At 46.2% G+C, this 25,991-nt stretch carries 25 protein-coding genes and 1 pseudogene; 7 read left to right on the forward strand and 19 right to left on the reverse strand.

Annotated features, from left to right (window positions below; translation table 11 throughout):
* Window position 1: 1 nt before the first annotated feature.
* From DACE_RS02895 to DACE_RS02985, 19 genes and pseudogenes are all read right to left on the reverse strand, one after another.
* Window positions 2–520: a pilus assembly protein PilP gene (locus tag DACE_RS02895; protein WP_005998187.1), complete on the reverse strand. Its 519-nt coding sequence runs from the start codon at window positions 518–520 to the stop codon at window positions 2–4.
* Complete coding sequence (locus DACE_RS02900) at window positions 517–1,119, reverse strand: type IV pilus inner membrane component PilO (RefSeq protein ID WP_005998189.1); 603 nt, start codon at window positions 1,117–1,119, stop codon at window positions 517–519. The genes DACE_RS02895 and DACE_RS02900 overlap by 4 nt, the downstream gene beginning before the upstream one ends.
* Window positions 1,120–1,133: 14 nt before the next feature.
* Entirely contained in the window at window positions 1,134–1,694 is a 561-nt protein-coding gene (locus DACE_RS02905) for a PilN domain-containing protein (RefSeq protein ID WP_005998191.1), read from the reverse strand.
* Window positions 1,691–2,749, reverse strand: coding sequence for a type IV pilus assembly protein PilM (pilM, locus tag DACE_RS02910; protein WP_005998193.1), 1,059 nt, complete (start codon window positions 2,747–2,749; stop codon window positions 1,691–1,693). The genes DACE_RS02905 and pilM overlap by 4 nt, the downstream gene beginning before the upstream one ends.
* 182 nt (window positions 2,750–2,931) lie before the next feature.
* On the reverse strand, window positions 2,932–3,726 hold the full coding sequence (locus DACE_RS02915; RefSeq protein ID WP_005998194.1) for a prepilin peptidase: 795 nt from the start codon (window positions 3,724–3,726) through the stop codon (window positions 2,932–2,934).
* Complete coding sequence (locus tag DACE_RS17765; RefSeq protein ID WP_162013583.1) at window positions 3,707–4,819, reverse strand: glycosyltransferase family 9 protein; 1,113 nt, start codon at window positions 4,817–4,819, stop codon at window positions 3,707–3,709. The genes DACE_RS02915 and DACE_RS17765 overlap by 20 nt, the downstream gene beginning before the upstream one ends.
* A gap of 15 nt (window positions 4,820–4,834) precedes the next feature.
* On the reverse strand, window positions 4,835–5,557 hold the full coding sequence (locus DACE_RS02925; RefSeq protein WP_005998196.1) for a CDP-alcohol phosphatidyltransferase family protein: 723 nt from the start codon (window positions 5,555–5,557) through the stop codon (window positions 4,835–4,837).
* A gap of 5 nt (window positions 5,558–5,562) precedes the next feature.
* A complete protein-coding gene (tagD, locus tag DACE_RS02930; RefSeq protein WP_005998197.1) occupies window positions 5,563–5,964 on the reverse strand; it encodes a glycerol-3-phosphate cytidylyltransferase in 402 nt (133 codons plus the stop codon).
* Window positions 5,965–5,992: 28 nt separating this feature from the next.
* Window positions 5,993–7,084, reverse strand: a complete 1,092-nt coding sequence (locus DACE_RS02935; protein ID WP_005998198.1) for a polysialyltransferase family glycosyltransferase — start codon at window positions 7,082–7,084, stop codon at window positions 5,993–5,995.
* Window positions 7,077–8,240, reverse strand: a complete 1,164-nt coding sequence (locus tag DACE_RS02940; RefSeq protein WP_005998199.1) for an acylneuraminate cytidylyltransferase — start codon at window positions 8,238–8,240, stop codon at window positions 7,077–7,079. Before DACE_RS02940 ends, DACE_RS02935 begins: the two co-directional genes overlap by 8 nt.
* Complete coding sequence (locus DACE_RS02945; RefSeq protein ID WP_005998202.1) at window positions 8,233–9,111, reverse strand: N-acetylneuraminate synthase family protein; 879 nt, start codon at window positions 9,109–9,111, stop codon at window positions 8,233–8,235. Before DACE_RS02945 ends, DACE_RS02940 begins: the two co-directional genes overlap by 8 nt.
* 8 nt (window positions 9,112–9,119) lie before the next feature.
* Entirely contained in the window at window positions 9,120–10,358 is a 1,239-nt protein-coding gene (locus DACE_RS02950) for a DUF6716 putative glycosyltransferase (protein ID WP_040366045.1), read from the reverse strand.
* 32 nt (window positions 10,359–10,390) lie between these two features.
* On the reverse strand, window positions 10,391–11,047 hold the full coding sequence (locus DACE_RS02955; protein ID WP_005998205.1) for a hypothetical protein: 657 nt from the start codon (window positions 11,045–11,047) through the stop codon (window positions 10,391–10,393).
* Between the two features lie 35 nt (window positions 11,048–11,082).
* Window positions 11,083–11,409, reverse strand: a pseudogene (locus tag DACE_RS02960) (type IV pili twitching motility protein PilT); the annotation flags it as partial.
* Window positions 11,410–11,531: 122 nt separating this feature from the next.
* Window positions 11,532–13,232, reverse strand: a complete 1,701-nt coding sequence (gene pilB / locus DACE_RS02965) for a type IV-A pilus assembly ATPase PilB (protein ID WP_005998207.1) — start codon at window positions 13,230–13,232, stop codon at window positions 11,532–11,534.
* A 50-nt stretch (window positions 13,233–13,282) separates the two neighbouring features.
* On the reverse strand, window positions 13,283–14,125 hold the full coding sequence (aroE, locus tag DACE_RS02970) for a shikimate dehydrogenase (RefSeq protein ID WP_005998208.1): 843 nt from the start codon (window positions 14,123–14,125) through the stop codon (window positions 13,283–13,285).
* Window positions 14,122–15,096, reverse strand: a complete 975-nt coding sequence (locus tag DACE_RS02975) for a bifunctional riboflavin kinase/FAD synthetase (protein ID WP_005998209.1) — start codon at window positions 15,094–15,096, stop codon at window positions 14,122–14,124. The genes aroE and DACE_RS02975 overlap by 4 nt, the downstream gene beginning before the upstream one ends.
* A 19-nt stretch (window positions 15,097–15,115) precedes the next feature.
* Window positions 15,116–17,284, reverse strand: coding sequence for a ribonuclease R (gene rnr / locus DACE_RS02980; protein ID WP_005998210.1), 2,169 nt, complete (start codon window positions 17,282–17,284; stop codon window positions 15,116–15,118).
* A gap of 31 nt (window positions 17,285–17,315) precedes the next feature.
* The gene (locus DACE_RS02985; protein ID WP_005998211.1) at window positions 17,316–18,635 is read right to left on the reverse strand and encodes a DUF1015 domain-containing protein; all 1,320 of its coding nucleotides are present in this window, start codon (window positions 18,633–18,635) and stop codon (window positions 17,316–17,318) included.
* Between the two features lie 192 nt (window positions 18,636–18,827).
* On the opposite strand from DACE_RS02985, the gene DACE_RS02990 reads away from it, so the two are divergent.
* The 7 genes from DACE_RS02990 (at window position 18,828) to xseA (ending at window position 25,892) form a co-directional block, all read left to right on the forward strand.
* Window positions 18,828–19,382 carry an HD domain-containing protein gene (locus DACE_RS02990; protein ID WP_005998212.1) on the forward strand — a complete coding sequence of 185 codons (555 nt, stop codon included), beginning with the start codon at window positions 18,828–18,830 and terminating at the stop codon, window positions 19,380–19,382.
* Between the two features lie 82 nt (window positions 19,383–19,464).
* Window positions 19,465–20,166: a cell division ATP-binding protein FtsE gene (gene ftsE, locus DACE_RS02995; protein WP_005998214.1), complete on the forward strand. Its 702-nt coding sequence runs from the start codon at window positions 19,465–19,467 to the stop codon at window positions 20,164–20,166.
* A gap of 1 nt (window position 20,167) precedes the next feature.
* On the forward strand, window positions 20,168–21,061 hold the full coding sequence (gene ftsX, locus DACE_RS03000) for a permease-like cell division protein FtsX (protein ID WP_005998215.1): 894 nt from the start codon (window positions 20,168–20,170) through the stop codon (window positions 21,059–21,061).
* A gap of 12 nt (window positions 21,062–21,073) precedes the next feature.
* On the forward strand, window positions 21,074–22,261 hold the full coding sequence (locus DACE_RS16980; RefSeq protein WP_005998216.1) for a murein hydrolase activator EnvC family protein: 1,188 nt from the start codon (window positions 21,074–21,076) through the stop codon (window positions 22,259–22,261).
* Between the two features lie 7 nt (window positions 22,262–22,268).
* Complete coding sequence (locus DACE_RS03010) at window positions 22,269–23,600, forward strand: S41 family peptidase (RefSeq protein WP_238326388.1); 1,332 nt, start codon at window positions 22,269–22,271, stop codon at window positions 23,598–23,600.
* A complete protein-coding gene (locus DACE_RS03015) occupies window positions 23,597–24,583 on the forward strand; it encodes a divergent polysaccharide deacetylase family protein (protein ID WP_005998218.1) in 987 nt (328 codons plus the stop codon). Before DACE_RS03010 ends, DACE_RS03015 begins: the two co-directional genes overlap by 4 nt.
* Before the next feature lie 91 nt (window positions 24,584–24,674).
* On the forward strand, window positions 24,675–25,892 hold the full coding sequence (gene xseA, locus DACE_RS03020) for an exodeoxyribonuclease VII large subunit (RefSeq protein ID WP_005998219.1): 1,218 nt from the start codon (window positions 24,675–24,677) through the stop codon (window positions 25,890–25,892).
* The last annotated feature ends 99 nt before the right edge of the window (window positions 25,893–25,991 follow it).

Raw genomic sequence — 25,991 nt, forward strand, 5'->3', positions numbered from 1 at the left:
TCTATTCCCCTTCTCGTTGAGGAAGTGCAATTTCTTTCAATTCGGTGCGCAGAGCCCCCGAAAAATCACGATAACGTTCCTCGACAACAACTTTACTTTCTGTAATTTCAACAACATGGCCACGGTTACGGCCGACCTTAACCCCGGCAACCAACGTGTAGGCTTTTTTATCAGGTGCAACCACCATCGCCCTAGGTTCATTTTGTCCCAGAACAACGGCAATCAATTGTAGTTCTTTCAAGCCAAAACGCTGCAATGGTGTTTCCGGCTCAGTCTCATCATTCAGGGGTTCACGTATCTTCAAAAGAGAGGCAAAAGGGTCACGACGGCCCTCTGCTATATATTTATATTTTATTTCATTTTTTTTCCCTTGAGGTGCCTCAACTACTTTCGCCTTAATTTTTTTAGACACAGCCTTGGGCGTTATTTTCTTAACTTTTTTGGGTGCTTTTTCATCTCCGCAAGCAGCAAGACTCAAAACAAGGGCGAGAAATAAAACAAGAGCAATAATCCTCATCATTTTCTTCTCCCTTTCTTCTTGGGAGCCGGTGGATTCTCAACAAAACGATAAGTCACCACAGTATTGGAAATTGACAACTGGGCGACCCCGTCACTCATCTTCGGTTTACCTAAATCCAAGTTAGTGACATTAACAATACGAGCTAGATTCGATACTGCCTCACAAAAAAGGGCCATCTCATGATAATTCCCTTTAAGCTTCAGCGAGACAGGCACCTCCGCATAAAATCCCTTTGTTCGTTCTTTGCCTGGCTTAAATTCCACAACTTCAAGGCCATTATCTCGAGCCAACCCCGCAACACTAGTCAATAAGTTGGGTATTTCACTTTCATTCGGCAATTCATTCAGGGCCAAATCAAGCTGTTTTTTCATCTTTTCATATTCAGCCTTAAACCTTGGGAGGTTATTGGCGATACGACGTTTCTCCTGCAGCTCAACGAGAACTTTTTTATTATTTTTCTGCTGTTTAGCAAGTTCTTTCTGAGCAGGCACATAAAGAAAATACGCATATCCGCCAGCAATTACACCCAAGATCAGCAACAACAGTAATACACGCTGATAGAGAGGCATTTTAAGAACTTTTTCAACTCGTGGATCCATCTTATTGATCCTCCCTATTTTTTCACCCCTGAAGAAGGCTGCTCAACCTTGCATGACAATTCAAAATTTTGGAGTCTTAATCCGCCAGATGTTTTTTGTTTCGTCACCTTTAAACGAACATTTTTATAATATGCAGAAGCGTCAAGATTTGTCATGAAATCGGCAACATCATCTTCACTTAAGCCAACCCCCTTTAAAGTTATATTGCCACCCTTCTCTTTAAAATCAGTAACCCATAAATTGTCCGGCAAAGCCGTGATCAAATCATCCATAATATGAACAGGCCCAGACTTCGCCTTTTTCAAAGTTTCAAGAACATCAAGTTTATTTTTCAATTCTTCCTGAAGTGCTTTGAATTTATTTACTTCACCAATCTTTTTTTGCAGGCTTTTTATCTCAGCCTTATTTTTTCTTATCTGAGACTTAACCGTGTCGATATCAGATTGAATCGACATTTGCATAACCACGCATCCGACAATGATGATAGCAAGTGCAACGCCCGCAACAACAAACTGATTACGTAACTGCTCTTTTTTTTGGGCTGCTTTTACCGGAAGCAGATTTATACGGATCATAATTTATCTCCCAACTTACGCGTTGCCAATCCGGCAGCGACAGAAAAGAATGGGGCAACTGATTTCACATAATCAAGATCAAAATCTTTTTCATTGACCGTCATGCGGCTGAAAGGATCCAAAATTTCTACCGCAACATCCAACCCCTCAGACAACGAAGGGACGATATTCGTAATTAAGGAAACACCGCCTGTTATATACACCTTTTCAACACGTTCATCTGCAAAGGTCGCGGAAAAGAAATCCAAAGATCGACGAATTTCTTGAACCAGGTTGTTCGTAACATTCTGGAGCGCATCCTGAACCGCCTCATCATCCATACTCAATGAATCTGCACCCAACTTAAGGGATTCGGCATCTTCACTGTTGATACCAAAACGTTTTTGCAACTCCTCGTTATAGCTATTCCCTCCCAGCTGAATTTCGCGGGTAAAAACAGAAACACTGTTTTTCAAAACATTAACCTGAATCCCACTAGCACCCATGTCAATCAGTGCAACAACATTCGCAGACTCATCGTCATAAACAGAGCAATAGATATTTTCAATTGAGAAACAATCCACATCAACAATGACCGGATTAAGACCGCTTTCCTTAAAAACTGCTACATATTCATCAACAAAGTCTTTTTTGGCAGCGATCAGTATAACTTCCATCTGCCCTTGATCATTTGGATCGGGTCCTAAAATATGATAATCAAGAAAAACCTCTGACATTTCAAATGGGATATACTGTTCCGCTTCCCACTGAATCGAGTTTTCCAGTTCGTCTTCAGTCATCAAAGCCAGTGAAATTTTGCGAATAATGACTGAATGCCCTGACACAGATGTCGCCACATCTGCAGCCTTAATATGATTGCGTGTCATCAAATCGCGAATTGCCATAACAACAGCACTTGAGTCCATAATTGAACTGTCAACAACCGCCTCGGGTGGCAAAGGCTCACGATCCAATCGCAACAGATGGAATCCGGACTTACCTTCATGAAGCTGCACCAGCTTGACTGCACTGGCCCCGATATCAATACCGACAATATCTTTCTTTGATCCAAACATAAGACAAGATCCCATTGTGAAAGATGCTAAAAGACGTACTCGCCATTAGGGAACATAAAAATCAAATGTTCCATGCAGTTATACTCTGTCGATTATAAGCAAAATCATAACATCGTCAAGTATAATTAAAAAAAAACAAGCTATAGCGAAACCATATTCTACTGGCGGGATATCAGAGTTTTTTAAATGACAAATAAATTAAAATACCACCGCACAAGAACTTCCCCCCAAAATAAATAAATCAACGTTCCTGCAACAAGGAAAGGCCCAAAAGGTAGTGCCATTTTTGAATCTCCTTTTTGTAACAACATCACTGGAATACCCACCAGTGAGCCCAGCAGTGAACTTAAGAAAACCACCGGAAGAATGACACGCCAACCACAAAAAGCGCCAATCATTGCCAATAGCTTAATGTCACCTCCGCCCATCCCCTCTTTTTTAGTAAAAAATTCATACAGAAAGGCAACTGCAAAAAGACTCCCCCCGCCAACAAGAACCCCGATCAACGAATCCTTCCAACTGACCCAGGGAATGGCAAAAGAGCAGATAAAGCCGATCGGGATACCAGGCAAAGTAATTACATCAGGAATAATCTGATGGTCATAATCAATAAACGTGACAACAACAAGTGCCGAAACAAACAGAAAAAGAACCAAAGTCACCATGGAAAAGCGCGCGTAGTAAAAAACCAGACAATAAAGTGCCCCATTAAGAGCTTCGATACCAGGGTAGCGCCAACTAAACGAAGCACCACAGAAAGCACAACGTCCACGCAAAAAAAGAAAGCTCAAAATCGGAATATTATGATACCAGCGAAGTCGACTATCACAGCTAAAACAATGTGAGGGCGGAAACACAACGGACTTCCCAAGGGGAATCCGATAAATGCACACATTCAAAAAAGAGCCAATAACAGCGCCCAAGACAAACACAAATAGCCAAATCATCATCAACGTCTCATCCGCAAACAGTCCCATGCTCTCCCCTCAACAAACCCTCTTTACACGCTTCAAAAACTCGACTTACCGAAATATCCTGAACACAACGATATTCAATTAAACATGGAGGAATCGTTCCAAAACGACTACATGGAGAACAAGGCAAACCCAAGCTCACGACACGATGTCCGCTTCCTCGTGGTGCCCATTTATCAATACTGCTGGGACCAAACAAAGCAACAGTTCTACTACCGACAGCAACCGCCAAATGCAACAAACCCGAATCAGCACCAACAAACAATTTACCTTCAGAGATAACTCGTGCGACCTGAGGCAAGGAAGTTTTCCCAGCAATACTAATTCCACCACAACGCTTAGCTACAAGCGATGCCGACTCTAAATCTTGATGGCCACCAACCACAACGACCTGACAATCCATCCCCCTTAAAGCAACAGCAAGTTGCGCCCATCTCTCAACCGGCCAGCGCTTATCTGCAACACTCGCCCCAGGAAAAAGAACAACATAAGGAGTTTGCGGTATCACTGAAGTCAGACATCCCAGCGAGGATCCACATAAATTTTGTGCGGAGATAAAAGGCGCCTGAACAGATGTCGGGCGAGGAACTTCCAGAGAGTCTAACAGACTCAAGAACGATTCAACTTCATAAGATTTCTGATCGTAGGCAGAGACACAATCAAATAATAGACGTCTTTTGTTAGAAGCAAAACCACAACGTCGACCAGCCCGCAAAAGCTTTGAAATTACAGCAGAAAGGTAATGTGACTGCTCCGTATCAATAATCAGATCGTAATCTTTAAAAAAGAAATCTTTCCAATCCCCCAGCTTGTCATAACACCAAACCTCGGCAACTCCTTCACAAAGATCAAACACTTGAGCATTTCTTTTTTCAGCCAATATATAAATTGAGGCACCTTCAAAAAAGTCTCTACATGCTTGCAAAGTGGGTAACAGCAAAACCGCATCACCTATCCCACCAGGACGCACAATTAAAATGCTCCGGCAATGGATCGCTGACCAGGAAGTCGACCTCACTGGCAGCAGTCCCAACAACCACACCAACAAAGGCCCAACAAGCCCATCAAGCTTTTTCAAAAAAGAGATCTGATTCAAAAACAACTCAACACATTAAGGGAAAAAAGTTTCTGCGGTATGAATCGTCACAAACGATGCCAGGACTGTATATAAAATGATAATCAGCAAAAAATAAAACCCAACAGAAAGCCCTACCGATGGTATTCCCAATAAAGGACATAAAACAAAAACAAGAGCGGTATAATCTGGGAAAGAAAAAAACGACTTCACGTTCTTAGCAAAAAACCACTGTCGATAGTGATTAAAGCGACGAAAAAGGGAAAAGCCCCCTAAAGTCCCCTCATGACTACTTATAGCAAAACCAGCAAGGTAGCTCATGTAGCATTCAGCTATATGCATAAAAGCCATCGCCCAAACCCAAGGCTCCATCAAAAGATTTTGCGACCAAGATAAAGCACCAAGAATCAATACATCGCCAACAAGATCTGAGACATGATCTAAATAACGCCCCAGCTCAGAAGACTCATTTTTTATCCTAGCAATTGTACCGTCAGCACAATCACATACATATGCAAAAAAATAGCTAATTGCTCCAACAACTAGTAAAGACCGGCTTGCGAAGAGAAAACAAAAAAAAGTCACCAAACGAAAGGCAATTGCCATCATGGTGACATGATTTGCTGTCAACGAGGTACGGTTGACCACAAGAACAACCAATTGTCGTGCCATAGGTTGTATTAACGGTAATGCCCACCATGTCTTTAACGACATAGCACGATCAGCTTCTCTGGATGTTACGGTGCCAGCAATTGACAAGACAATTATCCTTTCATCATCCCCTTAAGTAGAGATGTCGAAATATCTTCAGTACGTGACAAATAAATAACCTCGCAATACTCTTTTAAAAAATCAAACTCTCCAAGCCAATCATCACCTATCGTAAAAATATCAACCTTATATTTTCTCACATCTGATCTTTTCTGGTCCCAATTGTTTTCTGGAATTACTTTATCGACATATCGGATCGATTCGAGAATTTCTTTACGCTGTTCATAGGGCAAAAAGGAACTTTTATGCTTCACAGCATTGAACTCATCTGTAGAGAGGCCAACAATCAGCACATCGCCTAAAGACTTAGCTCGCTTTAAAAGTCTAACATGTCCGACATGCAACAAATCAAAAGTACCGTAAGTAATTACAATCTTTAGTTGTTTATTTTCCATAGAAAACCTACCGGATACGATGGTGTACTTATAGTGTAATCAAATCTGATTGAACAACAGATGCTACACGCTTTATTTCCGACTGAAGCTTATTTGAAAATCTAGACGACGTGTAAAAACCGATGTCAACCCCATCATAACCTTTAAAAGAAATTAGTGCAGTAGACGCTACACCAACCATTCTTTTAATATCTAAGCAACCATAAAACACCTCTACTGGACATGCAATCAACACATCGTCCTCAACAAAGTGAACCCTCGCTAGAGCATTCGAAGGTAAACTTTTCTTCAATTCCTCAATTTCTAATGGTGTAGACCGCGGATGGGGCTTTACTATCAAAAGATATGGGCTAATCTCAAGTTCACTATCAATAACCTTTGAAAAAAAGCTAAGATAATAATCTTTATCAGAAAAAAACTTAGGAAATAAGTTTTGCCAAACAAGAACAGAGACAGGTTTATGGAGGAGGTCAATGCAATTTTCTTCGATCACCTCTAAAACATTCGACCTCAACACGTCATAAACATTTTGAAGTGATTCGACATGAAGAGAATTTACATCGAAAGGAATCATTTCTTGCGAAGCAAGATACGGTGGTAAATAAAATTTACAAAGTCCTTTTTTCAGGAAGTTTTCGACTCCAAACATCTTAAAAAAAATACGTTTGGCAATATTTTTATTTAAAGAAAGATATGCTCCATCAGGGACAAAAAGAACTTCCTGCGGTGCAACAGAATTCAATAAGATATTATCGGAAACCAAATTTTTCCGGTATGGCATAACAAGAGTTGAACAGTGAAGCAGGGATGCGAAGCCTTTACCGTGAAGCCACAAGCGAATTTCCCCGACAAGGTCTTTCCGGAAAAATGACTTTATCAACTGCCCTAAGCTACCAATGCAAACCTCTGAAATTTCATCTTTGAGATTTTCTATTGATCCTAAATACTTGTAGCCAAAACATCGACAAACATATTTTTCAAAATCAACAATTCGCCGATCTCCTCCTACATAGCTTAAAACACCAGCAACATCGTCCCCTCTATCCAATTGTTGCAACAAAGCAATTGAAGACAACAACTGCTGAGGTCCACCTGAAATTAAAAAAACTAATTTAGCCATCTGCCAAAATCATGTCAGCAAATGCACGTACGGCCCCCTGGCCTCCCTTTACATCTAGAACGATATCAACACAATCCCTCACCTCTTTTGAGGCGTCCATTGGACATGCTGTAACACCACATAGCTTTATGGCAGGCAAATCATTCACATCATCACCAATATAAGCAATTTGATTCAATGAAATACCGATATTGCGGGCAAAATTCATTAGGGTTTTATCTTTTTGTTTTATTCCCATAAAGACAAAATCAATACCCACTTTTTCCGCCCTACGTTTAACAAATAGTGTTTCTTCACCTGTAACAATAGCAGACTGGATACCCTTCCCACGAAGGAGCTCTACAGCTTTCCCATCTTTGGTGTTGAATTTTTTAAATGCCTCACCATCTTCATTGTAGTACATCCCTGCATCAGTCATGACACCATCGCAGTCCATGACAAGCATCTTGATATTCGAAAAGTCATGTTTTCTGCCTTCCCTATTTAACAAAAGGGCTTCCACAATTTTCCAATCACTTACTTCATCTATCTCATAATATGTTTCATCATCCATTTCATAACAGGTAATCTCACCAGAAATACGACATTGAGACTTTAATATTCCCTCCCTTGAAGATAGATAAAAAGCTCCATTTTCTACAAGATATCCATCAAACTGCTGACGCCTTGGGCGATTAAACGGATCATAATTTACAGATTCTGCATTTCCAGGAGAAGATTCTCTCCAGATAAAACGCTTTTGCCGCACAACAGAGATGAGTGAATCACAGCAAGTATCTTCGAAAAGTTTCCAAGCATTGTCAAAATCTTCACTTGACACCAAAGGAGATGTCGCTTGAACTAAAAAAACCTTGTCAAACGAATAATTATTACAAAACTCCAAAAGAGCAGATTCCGTACTAGCAACATCTGTGGCAGTTTCGACTGATCGTCCAATGACCTTTAGTTTTGGAAACTGCAATATCTCAACAATCTCAGAAATAACAGGAGAGTCTGTCGACACATAAACTGCATCAATACACTCCGCCGCACAAGCAGCCTCGACAACCCATTGAACTAATGGTTTTCCAGCAATCGATTTGACATTTTTCAGGGGAATCGATTTGCTTCCTCCGCGAACAGGGATAAAAGCAACCACTTTTCCTCTATCAGTCATTTTTATTATACTCTCCCCACTTGAGCTTTTTTCTTTGTGGCAATTCAACATTGAGAAGCTCAGCAGATTTATATCTCAAAGACTTTGAAACATTGCGCAAATCACGAGTCAGCCGACGCATACCATCAGGCTCCAAAGATGCTGCGTGATCCGTTCCTTTCCAAGTTCTATCCAAAGTAAAATGTCGCTCAAAATAGGTTGCACCTAAAGTTAATGCCCCGATATCTGCTGCGATACCAAGATGATGCCCGGAAAAGCCAATAGCCTTCACTCGCTGTTCAAACTGTTCTTTCAGACGAGTTACCTCCAGCAAACAAATATCTTCGAATGATACAGGGTAACCAGAAGTACATGAATAAATGACAAGATCCTTGGCACGGCCATGTTTTTCAAAAAATCGCACCAAGGCCTGTTCCTCCTGATGAGTGGTCATCCCAACTGAAGCATGAATCTCTCCATCATAGTGCTTGCAAAGGTATTCCAACATTTCATAATGCTGGTTGGAAGCCGATGGAATTTTAATAAACTTAGGTTCTAACTCGGCAATCTCTTTTGCTGAAGTCAAATCCCAAACAGAACACGAATAAACAACACCAAGCTCATCGCACCATTGTTTCAACTGCCGGTGCTGGTCTTGGTCAAACTCTAGAAACTCTCTATGTTCACCATAAGTTGCCCCATAAGAATTCATAGGGTTAGGATGTGGTGTATTATACTGTTCGGGTGTGAGCAATTCACGATTGCTCCTTTTTTGGAATTTTACTGCATCGACTTTACAAAAAATCGCTGCAGTGGCTATCAGCTCCTTAGCAATAGTCATATCACCTTTATGATTACACCCGACCTCAGCGACAACAGTAATTTTATCCATGGTTTCTCCTATTCAATAAAACCCTTAATTTTTAGAAAATAATAAACTTTAAGAAGAAAGTTTTTAACAATAGATTTATATCCTAAAGATAAATCCTGCTCAATGAAATCACAGTATGATTTAGTAATTGCCTTTAGATGATTATAGCGAAACGGAAAAGTCCTAGCCTCTCCTGAAACATCATTAACCAAAGAATCTACCTCTTGAAAAACTCGAAAAGAATTCTTTCCATCAGACAAAAAGTGGTTGTCCCACCATGAACGATCTGGTTCGACCATACGATCATCTAACAAATCTGTGAATGTCATAGCACAACCACTAGCTGCGAAATAATTGGTTCCATAATCTTCACGGATACCGAAATCCATTAGAAACCCGACATGGACGCCCTTATTTACTGCCTCAAATGCTGCAGTAGAACTCACAGTCAAACAAAGATCAACCATATCTAATAGATCGACAATTGGATCATAAGTGAGCATAAAATTCTGAGGGATCTCGTGTTTTCTTGAAAGACATTCAACTATCTTCTGATAATGAAAAACCGTCTTATGGACGGAATCTTGATTAAGACGATGACGTGGCTTAAAGTATACTGTTCTTTCAGGATATTTTTCACAGTATTTAAACAATGAGTAAACCAAACTAGCTCTCTCAGACAAAGTTTCAGGAACTGTTGGTTGTCCCGCAAATAAAACATTTTTTTTATTATCATGAGGACTAGGGTTATTTTGTTTAAAGCTTAAATCCAACAACGGCAACCCTGTAAGGGTTATATTGCTACTATCAGACACTTTGTAATCCGATAACAACTTACAAAACAACTCATAATCATACTTTGAGTTAACAAAGAAAATATCTAGCGGTTGCCGAAAAAGTAATCCCATTGAGAACTTTTCATATACAATGCCACAATACCCTCCAAAAAAAACAGGTCTCTGAACATCAGCAGGATAGACATCCGACAACCGAGAAAGAATTCGGTTTATTTCATTGCCTTTTAGACTCAACATGACAGCGTCAAATTGACTTATAAAATTCATATCGTAAATTTTTTTTACATCACTGGATATATAGTGGTGACTGAACCCAATATCATTAAGGTGCTCTTTATCTACAACACCGTTATCCGTAAGTATTAAATACTCAACGCGGTATGAATTATGTTCGAAAATATTGCAGACTGGAATACTTGCTTTAATAAAACTATCAGACCGACAACATATTAAAAGTTTATTTATTTTCAAAATACCTCTAATCCTCAATTCAAAAAATAATTCTACAACGCATCTAAAATAGAGTTAACATTATTCTTTGTGATTTTATAAATATCTGTCTGACATCTAGCAATGTCTACTTCTAAATTTCTACGATTATCTAGGCAATAACGAATTTTATCTTCAAGCCTGGCCCCTAAATCTTTATCATGTATATTTATTGCCAAATCAGGACGATTGATATCTTCAAAAAAAGCTTTAACTTTCCGATGAGTCACAAGCCCAATCGGCACAGTTCCTACCCCAAAAGGGATCAAACCGGCATGTCCTCGCACTCCAACAGACAGATAAGGAGTTCTATAGGACTTTATGATCTCATCTGGTTTCATACGGTATAAATCTTCACACCTTAATAGTATGTCGTAGGCACCCCTCAAAGCATTCAAAAATCTTTTATCCCCTGGGCTATGGGCGTAATAAACAATTTCAAAATCTTTTCCAATTGTGCTTATTACATTGGCTATTTCTTGTAAAACCATATCAAAACGACCTGAATATCTTTCCTCAAAACGGTCAAAAGCAAAATTCAATGAAACGATAGGTTTTTTATCAATTGGTGGCAAGTCAGAATAAATCGAATTTATTAATGTCGTTGGACAAGGTTGATAAACAACTTTATCTTTCAATGAACCAGGAAGAGCATCACGAACAATATTCACATCATCTAGGTGCCTAAACCCAAGAAATAGAGACTTTTCTGCACAAATAGACAAATATATGGGATACGGCGAAAGGCCCCGGCAACGGCACCACGTTGGATATAAACGTTGCCACGAAAACGCGCTAGCCCTTTAACGCCAAAGGAAAGGTCCAGTTCATTTTCTTCTTCGAGTTTGCGTTTTTGCGCATCGGTGAGAATGCTGTAGCACAATTTTTTTGTATCGGCCGGCATCAATACCGGATGATTGAGCGGTTTGATCCCGCCGTCGATACGTATCTGCGGCGGAGCTCCGGTGGTCACATGAAGATCCGACGCTCCGGAGTCGACCATCACCTTGAGAAAATCATGTATCGTTGCCATGCAATCTCCCATTGTACTCCAGCAAGGTGCTGGACGGTGCTAAGGATTAATTAGATAAACATCTATTGTGCTGATTATGACAAATTTTTTTAATTTCTCAAATTATTTCAAAGATTTTCCGATCAATCATCGGCCACGGTACAACGGATCACCTCTTCAAAAGACGTAACGCCTTCCTTAAGCGTCTTCAAGGCGGCCTGACGCATGGTTCGCACGCCGAGTCGCATGGATTCGCGCTTAATTTCAGCCGTATTTGCTCCGGCTAAAACCATTTCACGGATTTCGTCAAACATCGGCATGACTTGGTAAATACCAACACGCCCTTTGTAACCACTATCGTTGCAGTTACTGCACCCTTTGCCTTTGTAGCAGACAAAATCATCCACCTCGTCAGGGGCAACACCGGCATCGAGAAGAGCCTGCTTGGACACCTCCTCAACTTCTTTACATTCTGAACACAGTCGACGGCCGAGGCGCTGTGCGGTAATCAGGTTGACGGCAGAAGCGACCAGGAAAGGTTCAATGCCCATATTCAACAAGCGGTTGATGGTACTGGGCGCATCGTTCGTATGCAGGGTCGAAAGTACCAAGTGACCGGTCAGGGCCGCCTTGACACCGATTTCCGCTGTTTCAAAGTCACGGATCTCACCAATCATGATGATATCAGGATCCTGACGCAGAAAAGCGCGCAACGCGCTGGCAAAGTTGAGGCCGATCTCTTCGTGCATCTGCACTTGGTTGATGCCGGCAAAGTTAAACTCGACCGGGTCTTCCGCCGTTGAAATATTCTCCGTGGTTTTGTTCAGTTCGCCAAGCGCTGAGTACAGCGAAACAGTTTTACCACTCCCCGTCGGACCAGTAACCAGAACCATGCCGAACGGCTTGCTAATCTCCTGCTTGAACCATTTAAGAGATTCCTCTTCATAACCCAGCTTGGTCATATCCAATTGCAGATTGGACTTATCAAGAAGTCGCAGACAGATTTTTTCGCCAAACAATGTCGGCAGACAATTAACCCGGTAGTCCATGTCTTTACCACCAGGCAGTTTGATCTTAATTCGGCCGTCTTGCGGAAGACGCCGCTCGGCAATATCCATCTCAGACAGAATTTTGATCCGAGAGGTGATGGCGTTCTTCAGTTTGATCGGCGGCTTCATCACCTCATAAAGCACACCGTCAATCCGATAACGGACACGGAAGGATTTTTCATAGGGCTCAATATGAATATCGGATGCCCCTTTTTTGATGGCATCAGTAAGAATCAGATTAACCAGCTTAACGACCGGGGCCTCTTCCGTGGCCATCTGCAGTTCATTAAGGTCAACCTGATCATCATCATCAATAACTTCAAGGTCAATGTCGTCCAGATCACCCATGACATCGGCTAAGGAGGCCGACTGGTCGTAATAACGATCAATGGCGTCTTTGATAGCACTTTCCGTTGCTACCACAACCTCGACATTGTGACCGGTCATGAACTTGATATCATCAATGGCGAAAATATTGGAGGGGTCGCTCATGGCGACAATCAGAGTGGAACCGGCTCGATTGATGGGAACCAGATGATATTTTTGGACGACATCAGCAGAGATCAGCTTGACGACATCGGTATCGACTTCAAATTCAGCAAGGTTGATCGCCGGTGCGCCATACTGACGTGACAAAAATGCAGCAAGGTCATCTTCACTGATATATTTCAAACGGATCAATGTTGCAACGAACCGTTCCTTATTCATTTTTTGTTCACCGATCGCCTTGCTGACCTGATCTTCCGTCAACAGGTTACTGCGAACCAGCAGTTCCCCTAACCGATTAGTTGCCATAAAGTTCTTCCGCCTAGCTGTTTAATTGATAACTCAAACGAATCTGCCGATCAACGCAGAGCCTGCGCCATAGCCCGCCCGGGATCTTTTCCAGTCCACAAGCGAAACGCCGCCTCGCCTTGGGCGATCAACATCCCCAGTCCATCACAGCAGCGATATCCCCGTTCGCGGGCCGCCAGGACAAGAGGTGTTCCCTGAGCTGAATAAATCATGTCGTAGATATAACACGGCCTCCCTACAACGTGCCATGGTAGCACATTAAAGGATTCACCGGAAAGACCTAATGATGTTGAATTGACAATTAAATCGGTTTCAGAGACAACCGAGGTCAATGCTTCGCATGTCAGTGAACTGACAAGGAAATCGACATCTGGAAAAGAAGGTTGATAACGCTCCACCAGTTGCTGCGCCCGGTCGACAGTACGATTAGCAATCGTCAACTTTCTTACGCCCTGTCGAGCCAGGGCGACAATGGCTGACCGGGCTGCACCACCAGCGCCGAGCACCATGACATTTTTCTGACAGACATCAATATTAAGATCCGCTTTAAGCGAATCTACCAGCCCCAATCCGTCGGTATTGTATCCAACAAACTCACTCCCTTCGCGGACAACCGTGTTCACCGCACCGATCAAAGCAGCCTCATCATCCAGACGATCCATAAAAGCGCAAACCATCTCCTTGTGAGGCACAGTGACATTAACACCCTGGACCTGCAACGCTTTCAAACCGGCAACAGCGTCTTCCAAATCGTTTGGCACAACATGAAAAGGCACATACACCGCGTCAAGACCCAAAGCGGTAAAAGCAGCATTTTGCATCACCGGTGACAGAGAATGTTGTACTGGATCACCCAAAATGCCGTAAATCTTTGTTTCCCCTGAAACGGTCATGCCTCGTCCTGTTTAAACGTGAGGTACTCACGATATTCAATAATCCGGGTCCGCTCCAAGCAATGATGCGCCTCGGTGACATCCTGCTCAATGGCACCAATCAATGCATCTTTATCGGAAAAAGTTTTTTGATTCCGCAGTTTTTTAACAAAATACAACCGCATGGTCTGATCATACACATCCTCTTTAAAATCAAACAGATGCGCTTCAATCGTCAACGGATGGTCACCAAAGGTTGTTTTGCAACCGATACTCACCACCGATTTGTACTCTTTGCCATGGACCATGGCAATACAAGCATAAACACCGCTGGCTGGAATGAGTTCTTTTTCAGTGGCAAGGTTAGCTGTGGCAAAACCGAGATTATGTCCACGGCCATCGCCATGCACCACTTGTCCTTCAAAGTTAAAATGCCGTCCCAACAACGCAACCACGCCCTCGACATCCCCTGAAAGAACATGCTGGCGCACTCGCGTCGAGCTGATCACCTGTCCTTGCTTCTGCACAGGACCAAACACATCGACAATAAAGCCCTTACGCTGTCCCTGTTCGCGCAAGAACTCAATGGAACCGCTGCGCCCCTTGCCGAAAGCATAATCATAACCGACAACCAGATGTTTTAGCCCAATGCGCTCGATAAGAATCTGATCGACAAACTGTTCCGGATCCAACGCCGCCAATTCAGGGGTAAAAGGGAGAACCAGCAAGACATCGACACAGGATGCGCCTATCAGCCGTTCACGCTCCTGAGGCGTATTGATCAACCGTGGCGCACGGTCAGCGGCCAACAATTTCAGCGGATGGGGCTCAAAAGTGCAAACAATAGAAGTCCCTCCTTCGTTGCGAGCACTCTCTACCACGGACCGAAAAATTTCCCGATGACCAAGATGGACACCATCAAAATTTCCCAGCGTGACCACAGCATGGTCAAAAGGATGGTCTATTTCAGATAAATTGCGAATTACTTTCATACCATTCAATCACTCAAATCTACCGTCGCCGTTTGCGACGTTCCCCCAGTCGACGCCGTCGCGACACATGCAGCGACACCTCCAGATCAGGCAAAACAAAATCGATCTCACGAGCTGCAGATTTAATCTGCCACACCTCAACCTCAACCGTATCACCAACCTGAAACGTCTTTCTTCGGGCCTGTCCGACCAGAATCAGTCTCTCTTCATCAAAAACATAATAGTCATCGCTCAAGGTGCGGATATGAACCAACCCTTCGACAAAAAACTCATCCAGCTCAACGAAAAAACCAAACGCATTCACCGAAGTAATGTAGCCACTGTATCGGGTACCTATCTTGTCTTCCATAAACTGACACTTGCGCAAATCGACAATATCACGCTCAGCTTCCATGGCTCGCCGTTCCGCTGCAGTCGCCGCATCCGCCAGTCGCGGCAACGGTTCATCCGCTTCCCAGTCTGCACGACCATCGAGTATCTGCAGCAACAACCGATGAACCAGCAGATCGGGATAGCGTCGAATCGGCGACGTAAAGTGGCAATAGGCATCGCTGGCTAAACCGAAATGACCTGAATTTTCAGCATCATAACGTGCTTGCTTCATACTGCGCAACAGAATACGATTTACACTGAACTCCAGGCTGGTACCTTCCACTTCATGAAGGAGGCGACGCAATTCTCGCGCTGAAATGCCGTCTTCATCCAAAGTAATTCCCAGATTGAGTGTTGCCAGAAACTGCTGAAACGATTGCATGGAGCGGATGTCGGGAGATTCATGAATTCGAAACATCCCTGTCTCGCGCCGCGAAAGGATAAACTCCGCCACAGCTTCGTTGGCACACAGCATAAACTCTTCAATCAAACGATGTGAATCCAAGCGACTGCGCCGGCCAATACGTACAATGCGTCCTTCATCGTCAAAAATAACATTTGCTTCCGGCAGATCAAAATCGATGGCACCACGGTGCAAACGGCGATGCCGCAACGACTGCGCCAGATGCTGCATCTGGTGTAGCATTTCCGTCAGAGGCTCACTCACCGGTATTTCCGGAACCTGGCCATCAAGCACCTGCTGTACCTGTTCATAAATAAGACGTTGCCGGCTACGGATCGTCGCCCGGTACGCCTCAAAATTCAGACGTCGTCCGAGATCATCAAAGGTTATTTCTGCAACAACGACCAACCGCTCTTTTTCAGGCTGCAACGAACAGATGCCGTTGCTGAGCGCCTGGGGGAGCATAGGCAGGCAACGACTGGGGAAATAAACGCTGGTTCCCCGCTCTCGTGCTTCGAGATCCAGTGCAGACCCTTCCTCGACATAATAACCCACATCGGCAATGGCCACATGAAGCCTCCAATGACCGTCTTCTGAGCGCGCCAGACACACCGCATCATCAAAATCACGTGCATCGGCACCATCAATTGTCACAAACGGCAGTGAACACAAATCCGCTCGAGCAGCAACAACCTCCGGTGGCACCTCCGCAGCGATCGCAGATGCAGCCTGCTCGACTGCCGCTGAAAACCGGTTGGGAATCCCCAGCCGGTGAACCGTGCTGAGAATATCAACTTCCGGACTCCCCGCATGTCCGAGAACATCGACGATATGACCAAGTCCGTTCTCATGCATGGCCGGATAACGGTCGATCCGCAAGACAACAACCTGCCCCACAAGCAAAGAGACATCTCGACTACGATCATCAACATCGAAGGTCAACCCACCCTGTTCGCTACGAAAAACCACGCCTCCCTGGCGGGAATTTTTTTCGCACACTCCGAGGAGTGTCTCACGTGAGCGTTTGACAACTTCGACAATCCACCCTTCAGGTCGCCGACCGCGTGACTCCGGCAGCTCCAAGGCCATCACCTCATCACCATCCATGGCACCGCCAAGACGAAACGTAGCGACATAAAGCTCATGGCCATCATCGCAGTCGGTCAACACGCCATGGCCGGAAGATTGATGTTTCAGTCTGGCACAAACCAGCTTCAATGGCCTGTTTACCCGATAGCGACCGCGCCGCATATGCTTAATCAGACCAGCGACAACCAGCGAATCGAGAAACTGCACCAATTTACGACGCAGCGACCGCGACAAATTCAGTTCACCAAGCAACTCGTTAATACTGAACGGTTGACGTTCAAAGCGCTGCAACTGGCGTATAACTTCTGCAATTGAAAATGGCATAAAAAAGACGGACAGCTATCCGGCTCCCTTGTTAGAGAAAATCGCCGATCTGCTCACCTGACACGATGGGATTGATCACCAGCCCACTGAGGACACTGGGAAAAAAACATGTTGAACATTCCGGAATCTTCCCCCCCGCATTGGCAATATCCCGAACCGTTGCCACACTCAGGGCTGGGAACAAAAGAGCGCCGCGGGCCATGCCCTGATCCACACACGTCAAAGCGTCAGCAACCTGGTGCACAATCCCTCCGTCTTCTTCGTTGGCCACGTCACACAGCAATTGCTCCAAAACAGCACGATACAAAATTGCACGATGCGTTGCTGACGGAGCATGAACCAGCAGATGACGATAGCGTTGGGACTGTTCCTCAAGGTCTTTCAACGTCAGGACATATCCTTTGCCGTTGCCGACATATAAAAGAATCTCCATGTCATGACCATCACCCGGCGTCGGCACCTGATCCACCCTCTCTTGCCAGGCGTCTCCCTGCAAAGCAACGACATTAAACACTATTGTCGCCTGCGCCCAGAAAGGATCATAGGTCCGCGCAGAAATCAAACGATGCTGAGCAACGGTCTGACAACTGGGATCTTCCATATTGGAAAAATACATGGAGATATAATTGAAGGTTTCTTTGCCACTGAATTCCCCTTGTTTTTCGCGCTGTTCATCACGATAATTTAAAGCGGTTTCATAACGGTGATGCCCATCCGCAATCAACAGGGGCTTGGCATCCAGCACTTCACTAATTGTCATGATCAAACGACGATCATGGATCTTCCAGAGTTTATGCCGAACACCCTGATCATCGGACACCTCCAAATCAGGAGCCTCCTTGCGAACACCACTGGTCATGGCCTCAACCACACAACAGGGATCGGAATACAGAGAAAAGACCGGACTGAAATTGGCACGGCAATGGCGCAGTAACTGCAACCGGTCCCGACACCAGTCAAATCGAGTCTGTTCATGGGGTTTGACCATTCCCGAAGCAAATTCTTCAATACGGGCCAACGCAATAAACCCCTTGCGAACAATGGCTTGCTCACCGATCTGGTAGTGCTGATCGTAAAGATAGATCGCCGGCTCCTCATCACGCACCAGAACCTGTTCATCCCGCCACTGCTGAAACAACACGGCGGAGCGCGTATAACGGTTATTCTCCGCATCATCGCCATCGTGAGTTGTACCCAGAATGAGGCGGACAATATTATAAGAACTGCGATCAAACAGACGTTGTTGTAACGTGGAGTCAATCACGTCGTAGGGCGGTGAGACAACCAGATCCAGGCCGTCACCCCTGGAGGGATTAAAGCAGATACCCCGGAACGGAGCAATTTGAGCCATAAAAAACCTCGCAAATATGCAGCAAAAGAAAGGATTCCGCCACTGCAATATCTCTCGCAAAAAAGCAAAAATTCCTGTAAAATCAATCATTCTTGCTTTGTCCACATATAATCAGAGCTGGACTCCGGTTGCAAGTAAAAAGCCGCCTCTCACCGTCTTCACATGCAAGGCCAGCAGGAGAACAAACGATCCATGACCGATCCCATCGAGATCATTACAGCTTACTACCCGCCCCACACTAGAGCGCATCATATTTTATTGCGTCACAGTCAACAGGTCGCCGAAAAAGCCATTTCGATCGCCGAACACCTGTGTCGCCAAGGTGAGATCATCGACCTGGAATTTATCCAACAGGCGGCCCTGCTCCATGATATCGGAATTTTTCGCGTGCATGCGCCCGCCCTGGGCTGTTATGGTCAGCTCCCTTATCTTCACCATGGTATCGAGGGGGCTAAAATCCTCCAGGCGGAAGGACTTCCACGCCACGCCAACGTATGCGAGCGACATACCGGCGTTGGTCTGACTGCCGAAGAAATTACACAAAACAAATTGGGCCTGCCACGTCGCAATATGATTCCAACCACCGTTGAAGAGCAGATCATCGCTTACGCTGACCTGTTCTTTTCCAAAAACCCTCACCACCTCGACCGACAACGCCCTGTAGAAAAGGTGCGTATGTCGTTATGCACGTTTGGTGAGGAAAAAGGTGAGATTTTTGACCGTTGGCACCGACGATTTCACTCATGAGAGATCAAGACTTCACCTCTCAGGTTAAACGTGATAAATATTTGAGCGCATTCAGTTTTGACTCGCGTGGAGAAAGCTCACCATGATCCAGCTTTTTAATATCGGCAAAATCTACCAGAACGGAGCACCGGCGCTTCACGATATCAGCCTGAAAATTCCGGATGGCGATTTTGTCTACGTCACCGGCTCCTCAGGTGCCGGCAAATCAACCCTGCTCAGACTCTTGTATTGCGCTGAAAAACCCTCGCGCGGTCAGATTCTCATGGGCGAGCGTAACACCACACGACTCCGTGGACGCAATGTCTCGTATTTACGCCGCGATATCGGCTTCGTCTTCCAGGACTTTAAGCTGCTCAACAGCCGAACGGTTTTAGAAAATGTCGCTCTCCCCCTGCAGGTGCAAGGATTGTCTCGTCATGAAATCAGCACCCGGGTGTATCAGATGCTGCAATATGTCGGTCTGGAGTACAAACTTCAGCGCAAACCCTTGGAACTCTCCGGCGGAGAGCAACAGCGTGTTGCCATTGCCAGAGCCATGATTGTCAACCCCCGATTGCTGCTGGCCGATGAACCAACCGGCAACCTGGATCATGAACTCGCCGTAGAGATCATGGAGATGTTTACCCGGATCAACGAAACCGGGACAACAGTTCTGATCGCCACCCACGACAAAGAGATGTTGGAACTGTTTCCCCATCGCACTGTCGTGCTCCATGCCGGCAACGTTGTTTCCGATGTCACACCGGACGGTGTTGCAACTGCGATAGCGCCGGAGGAAGAATGATATGGAACGGCTAAGATATTTTATTCAGCGCACCATCTTCAGCATGAAGCAAAGTCCCTTGCTGTGCAGCGCGACCATCGGAACAGTCGCCATCGCACTGATGTTGCTGTCGTTTTTTACGCTGATTGTCCTTAATGTGCAAAACCTGACCAAGCAGTGGAGCCGCGACATTCAAGTGGTGGTTTATCTTGATCAGGTACCTAGCCAAAGCGCCCTGGAACAGTGGCTTGAAGAGATTCAAACCTATCCGGAGGTCGAATCCGTCTCCTATGTTTCCCAGCACGAAGCATTCGAACGGTTCAGGGTCCGTTTGGGACAAAATAAAGATCTGCTCGAAGGACTGATGCCGGAGATTCTGCCGGCCGCATTGGAAGTCAGCTTAAAAGAAAGTGCCCGCTCGCGTGAAGGAACAGAAAGCCTGATCTCCCTGCTTAAAAGCAATAAGGAATTCCACAATTTTCGTTATGGCCAAGAATGGTTGGATCGCTACGATGCCTTTATTTTCCTGCTGCAACTGACCGGCAGTATGGCCGGGGGGTTCCTGATTTTCGCCACCTTGTTTATCATCTCCAACACTATAAAACTGACCATCTATGCCCGCCGTGATGAATTGGAAATCATGGGGCTCATCGGAGCAACACCGTTTTTCATCAAGGCGCCGTTCATGGCTGAAGGCGCGTTTCAAGGGACCATTGGAGCCATTCTCGCTCTGGGCGGCTGCCACATGCTGTATTACTTTTTCCTGAAAAAAGGGCTGGCAGCCCTGCTCACCACAGCGGCCGCAGAAAACATCCACTTTCTGCCAGTCACGGTACAGGTTGGCGTGATTGTCATCGGGCTTCTTCTCGGTTTTATCGGCAGCTTACTGCCATTACGCAAATTTGTCCGGATTTAACGGCGACTCGATATGACCTTTAGAGCAATGTTCACGGCGCAATCCTTGATAAAGCACCTCGCCCTACACTCTTTAGTCGGAGTGATTCTGCTGGGGGGCTTTTCTGCCCATGGCGATGAAATTGCCAAAAAAAAAGAAACCCTGCAACAGGTGAAACAGCAGATCTCTGAAACAGCCAGTGAAATCAAAGAAAAAAAGCACAAGGAACGCACCCTGCTGCAACAGCTTGACCAGTTGGAACAACAGATGGCTAATAGTGATGCAGCAGTCAGACACGCCAGCCGAGCATTGGGGGAAGCCAAAGAGAAGATTGCCGGACTTGAAGAAAAAATCACCCGCTACGAATCGATTCTCAAACGATCCCAGAAGGATGTTGAACAACGGTTGCGCACTCTGTACACCAGTGGCGACATCACTTCATTACGATTGATTTTCTCCACGGAAACCCCGCTGCAACTGGCGGAAAACCTCGATTTTCTCAGCCGCATCGCTGCTCACGACAAAAATCTTTTGTCCAGTTATCGTCAGCAAACACGCCAGTTGCAACGAGCACGTCTCGATCTGCACAATGAATTGTCCCGCCAGGAACTGGCCTTGACCGAAAAAAAACAACACAAACAAACCCTGGCCAAGAACAAAACCCGTAAAGCGCAACTGGTCACACAAATCAAACGTGACCAACAGGCACTTAAACACCGACTGACACAACTGGAAGAACGATCGAAAAACCTGTCGGCGCTGGTCAGCAAGCTCAAACAAGACAAACGAAATGCAGCCTATGTTCCAACGAATCAGCCGTTCATCTCAGCAAAAGGCAAAATCCCCTGGCCATCGTCCGGAGCCGTCCGGGAGGGATTCGGCACCCACAAGGATCGCACCTTCGGCACCAAATACAAAAGTAACGGTCTGGAGATTGCCGCAGTTCCCGGCACACCAATTAAAGCAATCTGGCCGGGAAAAGTGGTTTTCTCATCACCATTTAAAGGGTACGGTAACCTGATCATCATTGATCACGGCAGCCAGTATTACAGCTTGTATGCTCAGGTCACCAACCTGAAGCATTCCGTGGGCACCATCGTCAATGCCGGCGATGTCATTGCTACCTCGGGATACGAACAACGCGACAGCTTTCATCTTGAAATCCGCCATCGCGGCACGCCTGTCGATCCAAAAGACTGGTTGAGGCCACGCAATGGATAATTTATCGATGCGATTACACCTTGTTATAGTGTTAGGTCTGTGCCTTTTGCTTTCGGACCCGGCCCGCGTGCTGGCCCAAGCGAAAACATCAGATTCCGGAGATCAACCGGCAGAGCAACTCAGTGCCTATGAACACCTCGACCAGTTCATTGACGTGCTGACCCTGATTCAGAAGAATTATGTCGAACAGCCCCCCATGGATCAGCTTATGTCAGGAGCGATCAAAGGGATGCTCAGCGAACTGGATCCCCATTCCGCGTATATGCCTCCAAAGATGTTTGAGGAGATGCAAATTGAAACTATGGGGGAATTCAACGGCCTCGGCGTCGAAATCACCGTCAAAGACCACCTCATCACTGTGATTGCCCCCATCGCCGACACCCCGGCCGACCGAGCCGGGATCCGTGCAGGTGATATTATTGTCGAAATCGACGGCACCTTGACCAAAGACATGTCAATCATGGACGCTATCAACCAGATGCGCGGACCACGCGGCAGTGAAATCACTTTGGGGATTATGCGTCACGGCGAAACAGCGCCCCTCTCCTTCACCCTAACGCGTGAAACCATCCGAGTGGACAGCATCCGTGAGCGCCTTTTCGAGCCGGCCATCGGCTATGTCCGCATCAGCCAGTTTCAACAACGGACAGCGCGAGAATTTAAAGCGGCACTCAAAACGTTACACGACAAAGCAGGGACGCCACTGCAAGGGTTACTGATCGACCTGCGCAACAATCCCGGCGGTCTGCTTGACCAGGCCATTCAGGTCTGTGATCTTTTTCTGAACTCGGGAAAAATCGTTTCAACAGAAGGGCGACGTAAAACGGATAACTTCACCTATAATGCCACAGCAGCCGACACACAGCCCGGCTACCCGATTGTTGTGCTCATCAATGAAGGAAGCGCCAGTGCTTCGGAAATTGTTGCCGGCGCCCTGCAAAATCATAAACGCGCCGTTATCCTCGGCACCGGCAGCTTCGGCAAGGGCTCCGTACAAAGCATCATCCCCCTCGCCGATCACTCCGGACTCCGTCTGACCACAGCATATTACTATACGCCCAATGGCACCTCGATCCAGGCACGCGGAATTGTTCCGGATGTCAATGTGGAACAAGCGATCTGGAAAAAGACAGCCACCTATGAACTCACTAAGGAAAAAGATCTGAACAACCATCTGGAGCCACCAAGCCCGTTAGATCCTAAAAAACAGGACGTGGCCGATCCGGATAAAATTGAATCGGACTTTCAACTGCTCAGAGCATTGGATCTGCTGCGAGGCTGGCAACAAATGAAACACCTTCAACCCTGTCCGATTGACGGGGAGCAAGCGGCATCATGACTCAGAAAAAACGTAAAAAAGCGCCGACAAAAAAGAAGACAGCCGCAAAAAAAAACCATAACAACCGCCTGTCCTGGCTCAGTCACCCGTTAACCGCGCTGGCGTTTCTGCTGCTATTGCTGCTTGTCGGCGGCTATATTATTACCCGCTGGTCGCTCCCCGAGCCAGTGCCACAACAGCAGCCACAGCCGGTCATCACCTATCCAATGGAAGAGTATCCTGCAGAAGTAGACAAGCCGCAACCGCCCCAGATCACTCCGCCGGATCATGTCCCCAAGGTAGCCATCATCATGGATGATATCGGCATCAATCGCGCAGCCGCGCTTGACGCCCTGCAATTGCAGATGCCGCTGGCCCTGGCTATCATTCCTGGCGAAGCCCATTCGACGGAGATTATGAATCTGGCTTATCAGCAGCACAGCGAGATTTTGATCCATATCCCGATGGAACCAGTCAGTTATCCCAAAAACAATCCAGGCCCCTTGGGGCTCTTTGTTCATCAATCTGACAGTCAGATCAAACGGCGGATTGACGATATTATTACCGCCCTCCCCTATGCCATTGGCGGCAATAACCATATGGGCTCTGAGTTTACCCAGCATGCTGACAAGTTGCGCCCGGTGCTGCTGGCCCTGAAGCAATCAGGGCTGTTCTTTGTCGACAGCCTCACCAGCAAAGATTCCGTCGCCTACCAACAGGCGCAAAAACTGGGTCTGAGCTGTGCATTGCGCGATGTTTTTCTCGACAATGTGCGCCAGGTCGAACCAATTCTTTTTCAACTCGACCGCTTGGTCACCTTGGCCCACCGTCACGGCAGTGCTATCGCCATCTGCCACCCGTACCCGCAAACAATTGAGGCGTTGCAGCAGTTTATTGCCGACCCACAACGTTTTGATGTTGAAATCGTTCCAATCAGCCAACTTGTCCATCCACCTGTGCCAAGCTCTGACAAACACACTGCCGCCCCGGCCGTTCATCATTAACCCTATTTTTTAACTCGTGATGACCAAACAACATAGCCGGTTTTACAAAACCTCATCGTTTTTCTTTCTGACACGTTGATAAGAGTCGCCCATGCTTATTGAAGCCCCCCCGATCCTCACCATTGGCCAGCTCAATGAACTGATCCGCGAAACACTCGAAGACAATTTTGTTCAGGTGCGTGTTCGTGGTGAGATCTCTAACTTGTCACGTCCAGGATCGGGGCACTGGTATTTTACCCTCAAAGATGAAAAAGGGCAGATCCGCAGCGTGATGTTTCGCAGCGCTAACCGCCAGGTGCCCTTTCAACCTGAGCATGGCCAGCAAGTGATCTGCAACGGCCGTATTTCTCTCTACGAAGCCCGTGGCGATATCCAATTGATCTGCGATACAATGGAGGCCGAAGGTTACGGCGGTTTGCAGTTGGCTTTTGAACAACTGAAAAAGAAACTCGACGCAGAGGGTTTGTTCGCTCTGGAGCACAAAAGAACTCTGCCGCCACACCCGCAATGCATTGGGGTGATCACCTCTGCCACCGGAGCGGCGATTCACGACATTCTCAACATCCTGCAACGCCGCGCTCACGGTTTACGGGTCGTATTGCGCCCCGTTCTGGTTCAGGGCGATTTGGCACCACAACAGATTGTGATGGCACTGAAGGAACTGAACGAGTACGGCCAATGCGAAGCGATCATTGTCGGTCGAGGCGGTGGTTCTCTGGAAGATTTGCAAGCATTCAACAGCGAAGAGGTGGCGCAGGCGATTTTCGCTTCTGCATGCCCGATCATCTCAGCAGTGGGCCATGAAACCGACTTCACCATTGCCGATTTTGTTGCCGACCTAAGGGCGCCCACCCCCAGTGCGGCGGCAGAACTGGTCGTAAAAAATCGCCAGGAACTTGAACAGCACCTGGATCAACTGTCCATCCGACTCAATACGGCAATGAACCGCCAGTTAACCCTCAAACAACAACATCTCGAAGCATTAAGCAAGCGGTTGCGCAGTCCACAGGCGCGCCTGCAACAGCAACAACAACGCTGCGATGATCTGGCCCGCCGTCTGCAACAGGCCATTGCTCACGATCTGGAACGGTGCCAGCACCAGTTACAGCAGCTTGCCGGCCGTCTTCACGCCCTCAGCCCACTCAATACCATGCAGCGGGGATTCAGCGTTGTAGCAACCGAAGACACGCCACCGGCCCTAGTGCGTCATGCCGATCAATTGCACGTTGGACAACGGGTTTCATTACAATTTCATCAGGGTTCGGCCAAGGCAACGATCGACGCCGTTTCTCCCGTCGATCCATCTTGACTCACTGCAGCGAAACGGCCATAATCAAGTGTTTAACGTAAACGTAAATCTGGAACCTGGGTTGAACCTCAACCTGCTCTGTTTGACAGCGTCTCACAG

The sequence above is a fragment of the Desulfuromonas acetoxidans DSM 684 genome (genome assembly GCF_000167355.1).
GTDB lineage: Bacteria > Desulfobacterota > Desulfuromonadia > Desulfuromonadales > Desulfuromonadaceae > Desulfuromonas > Desulfuromonas acetoxidans.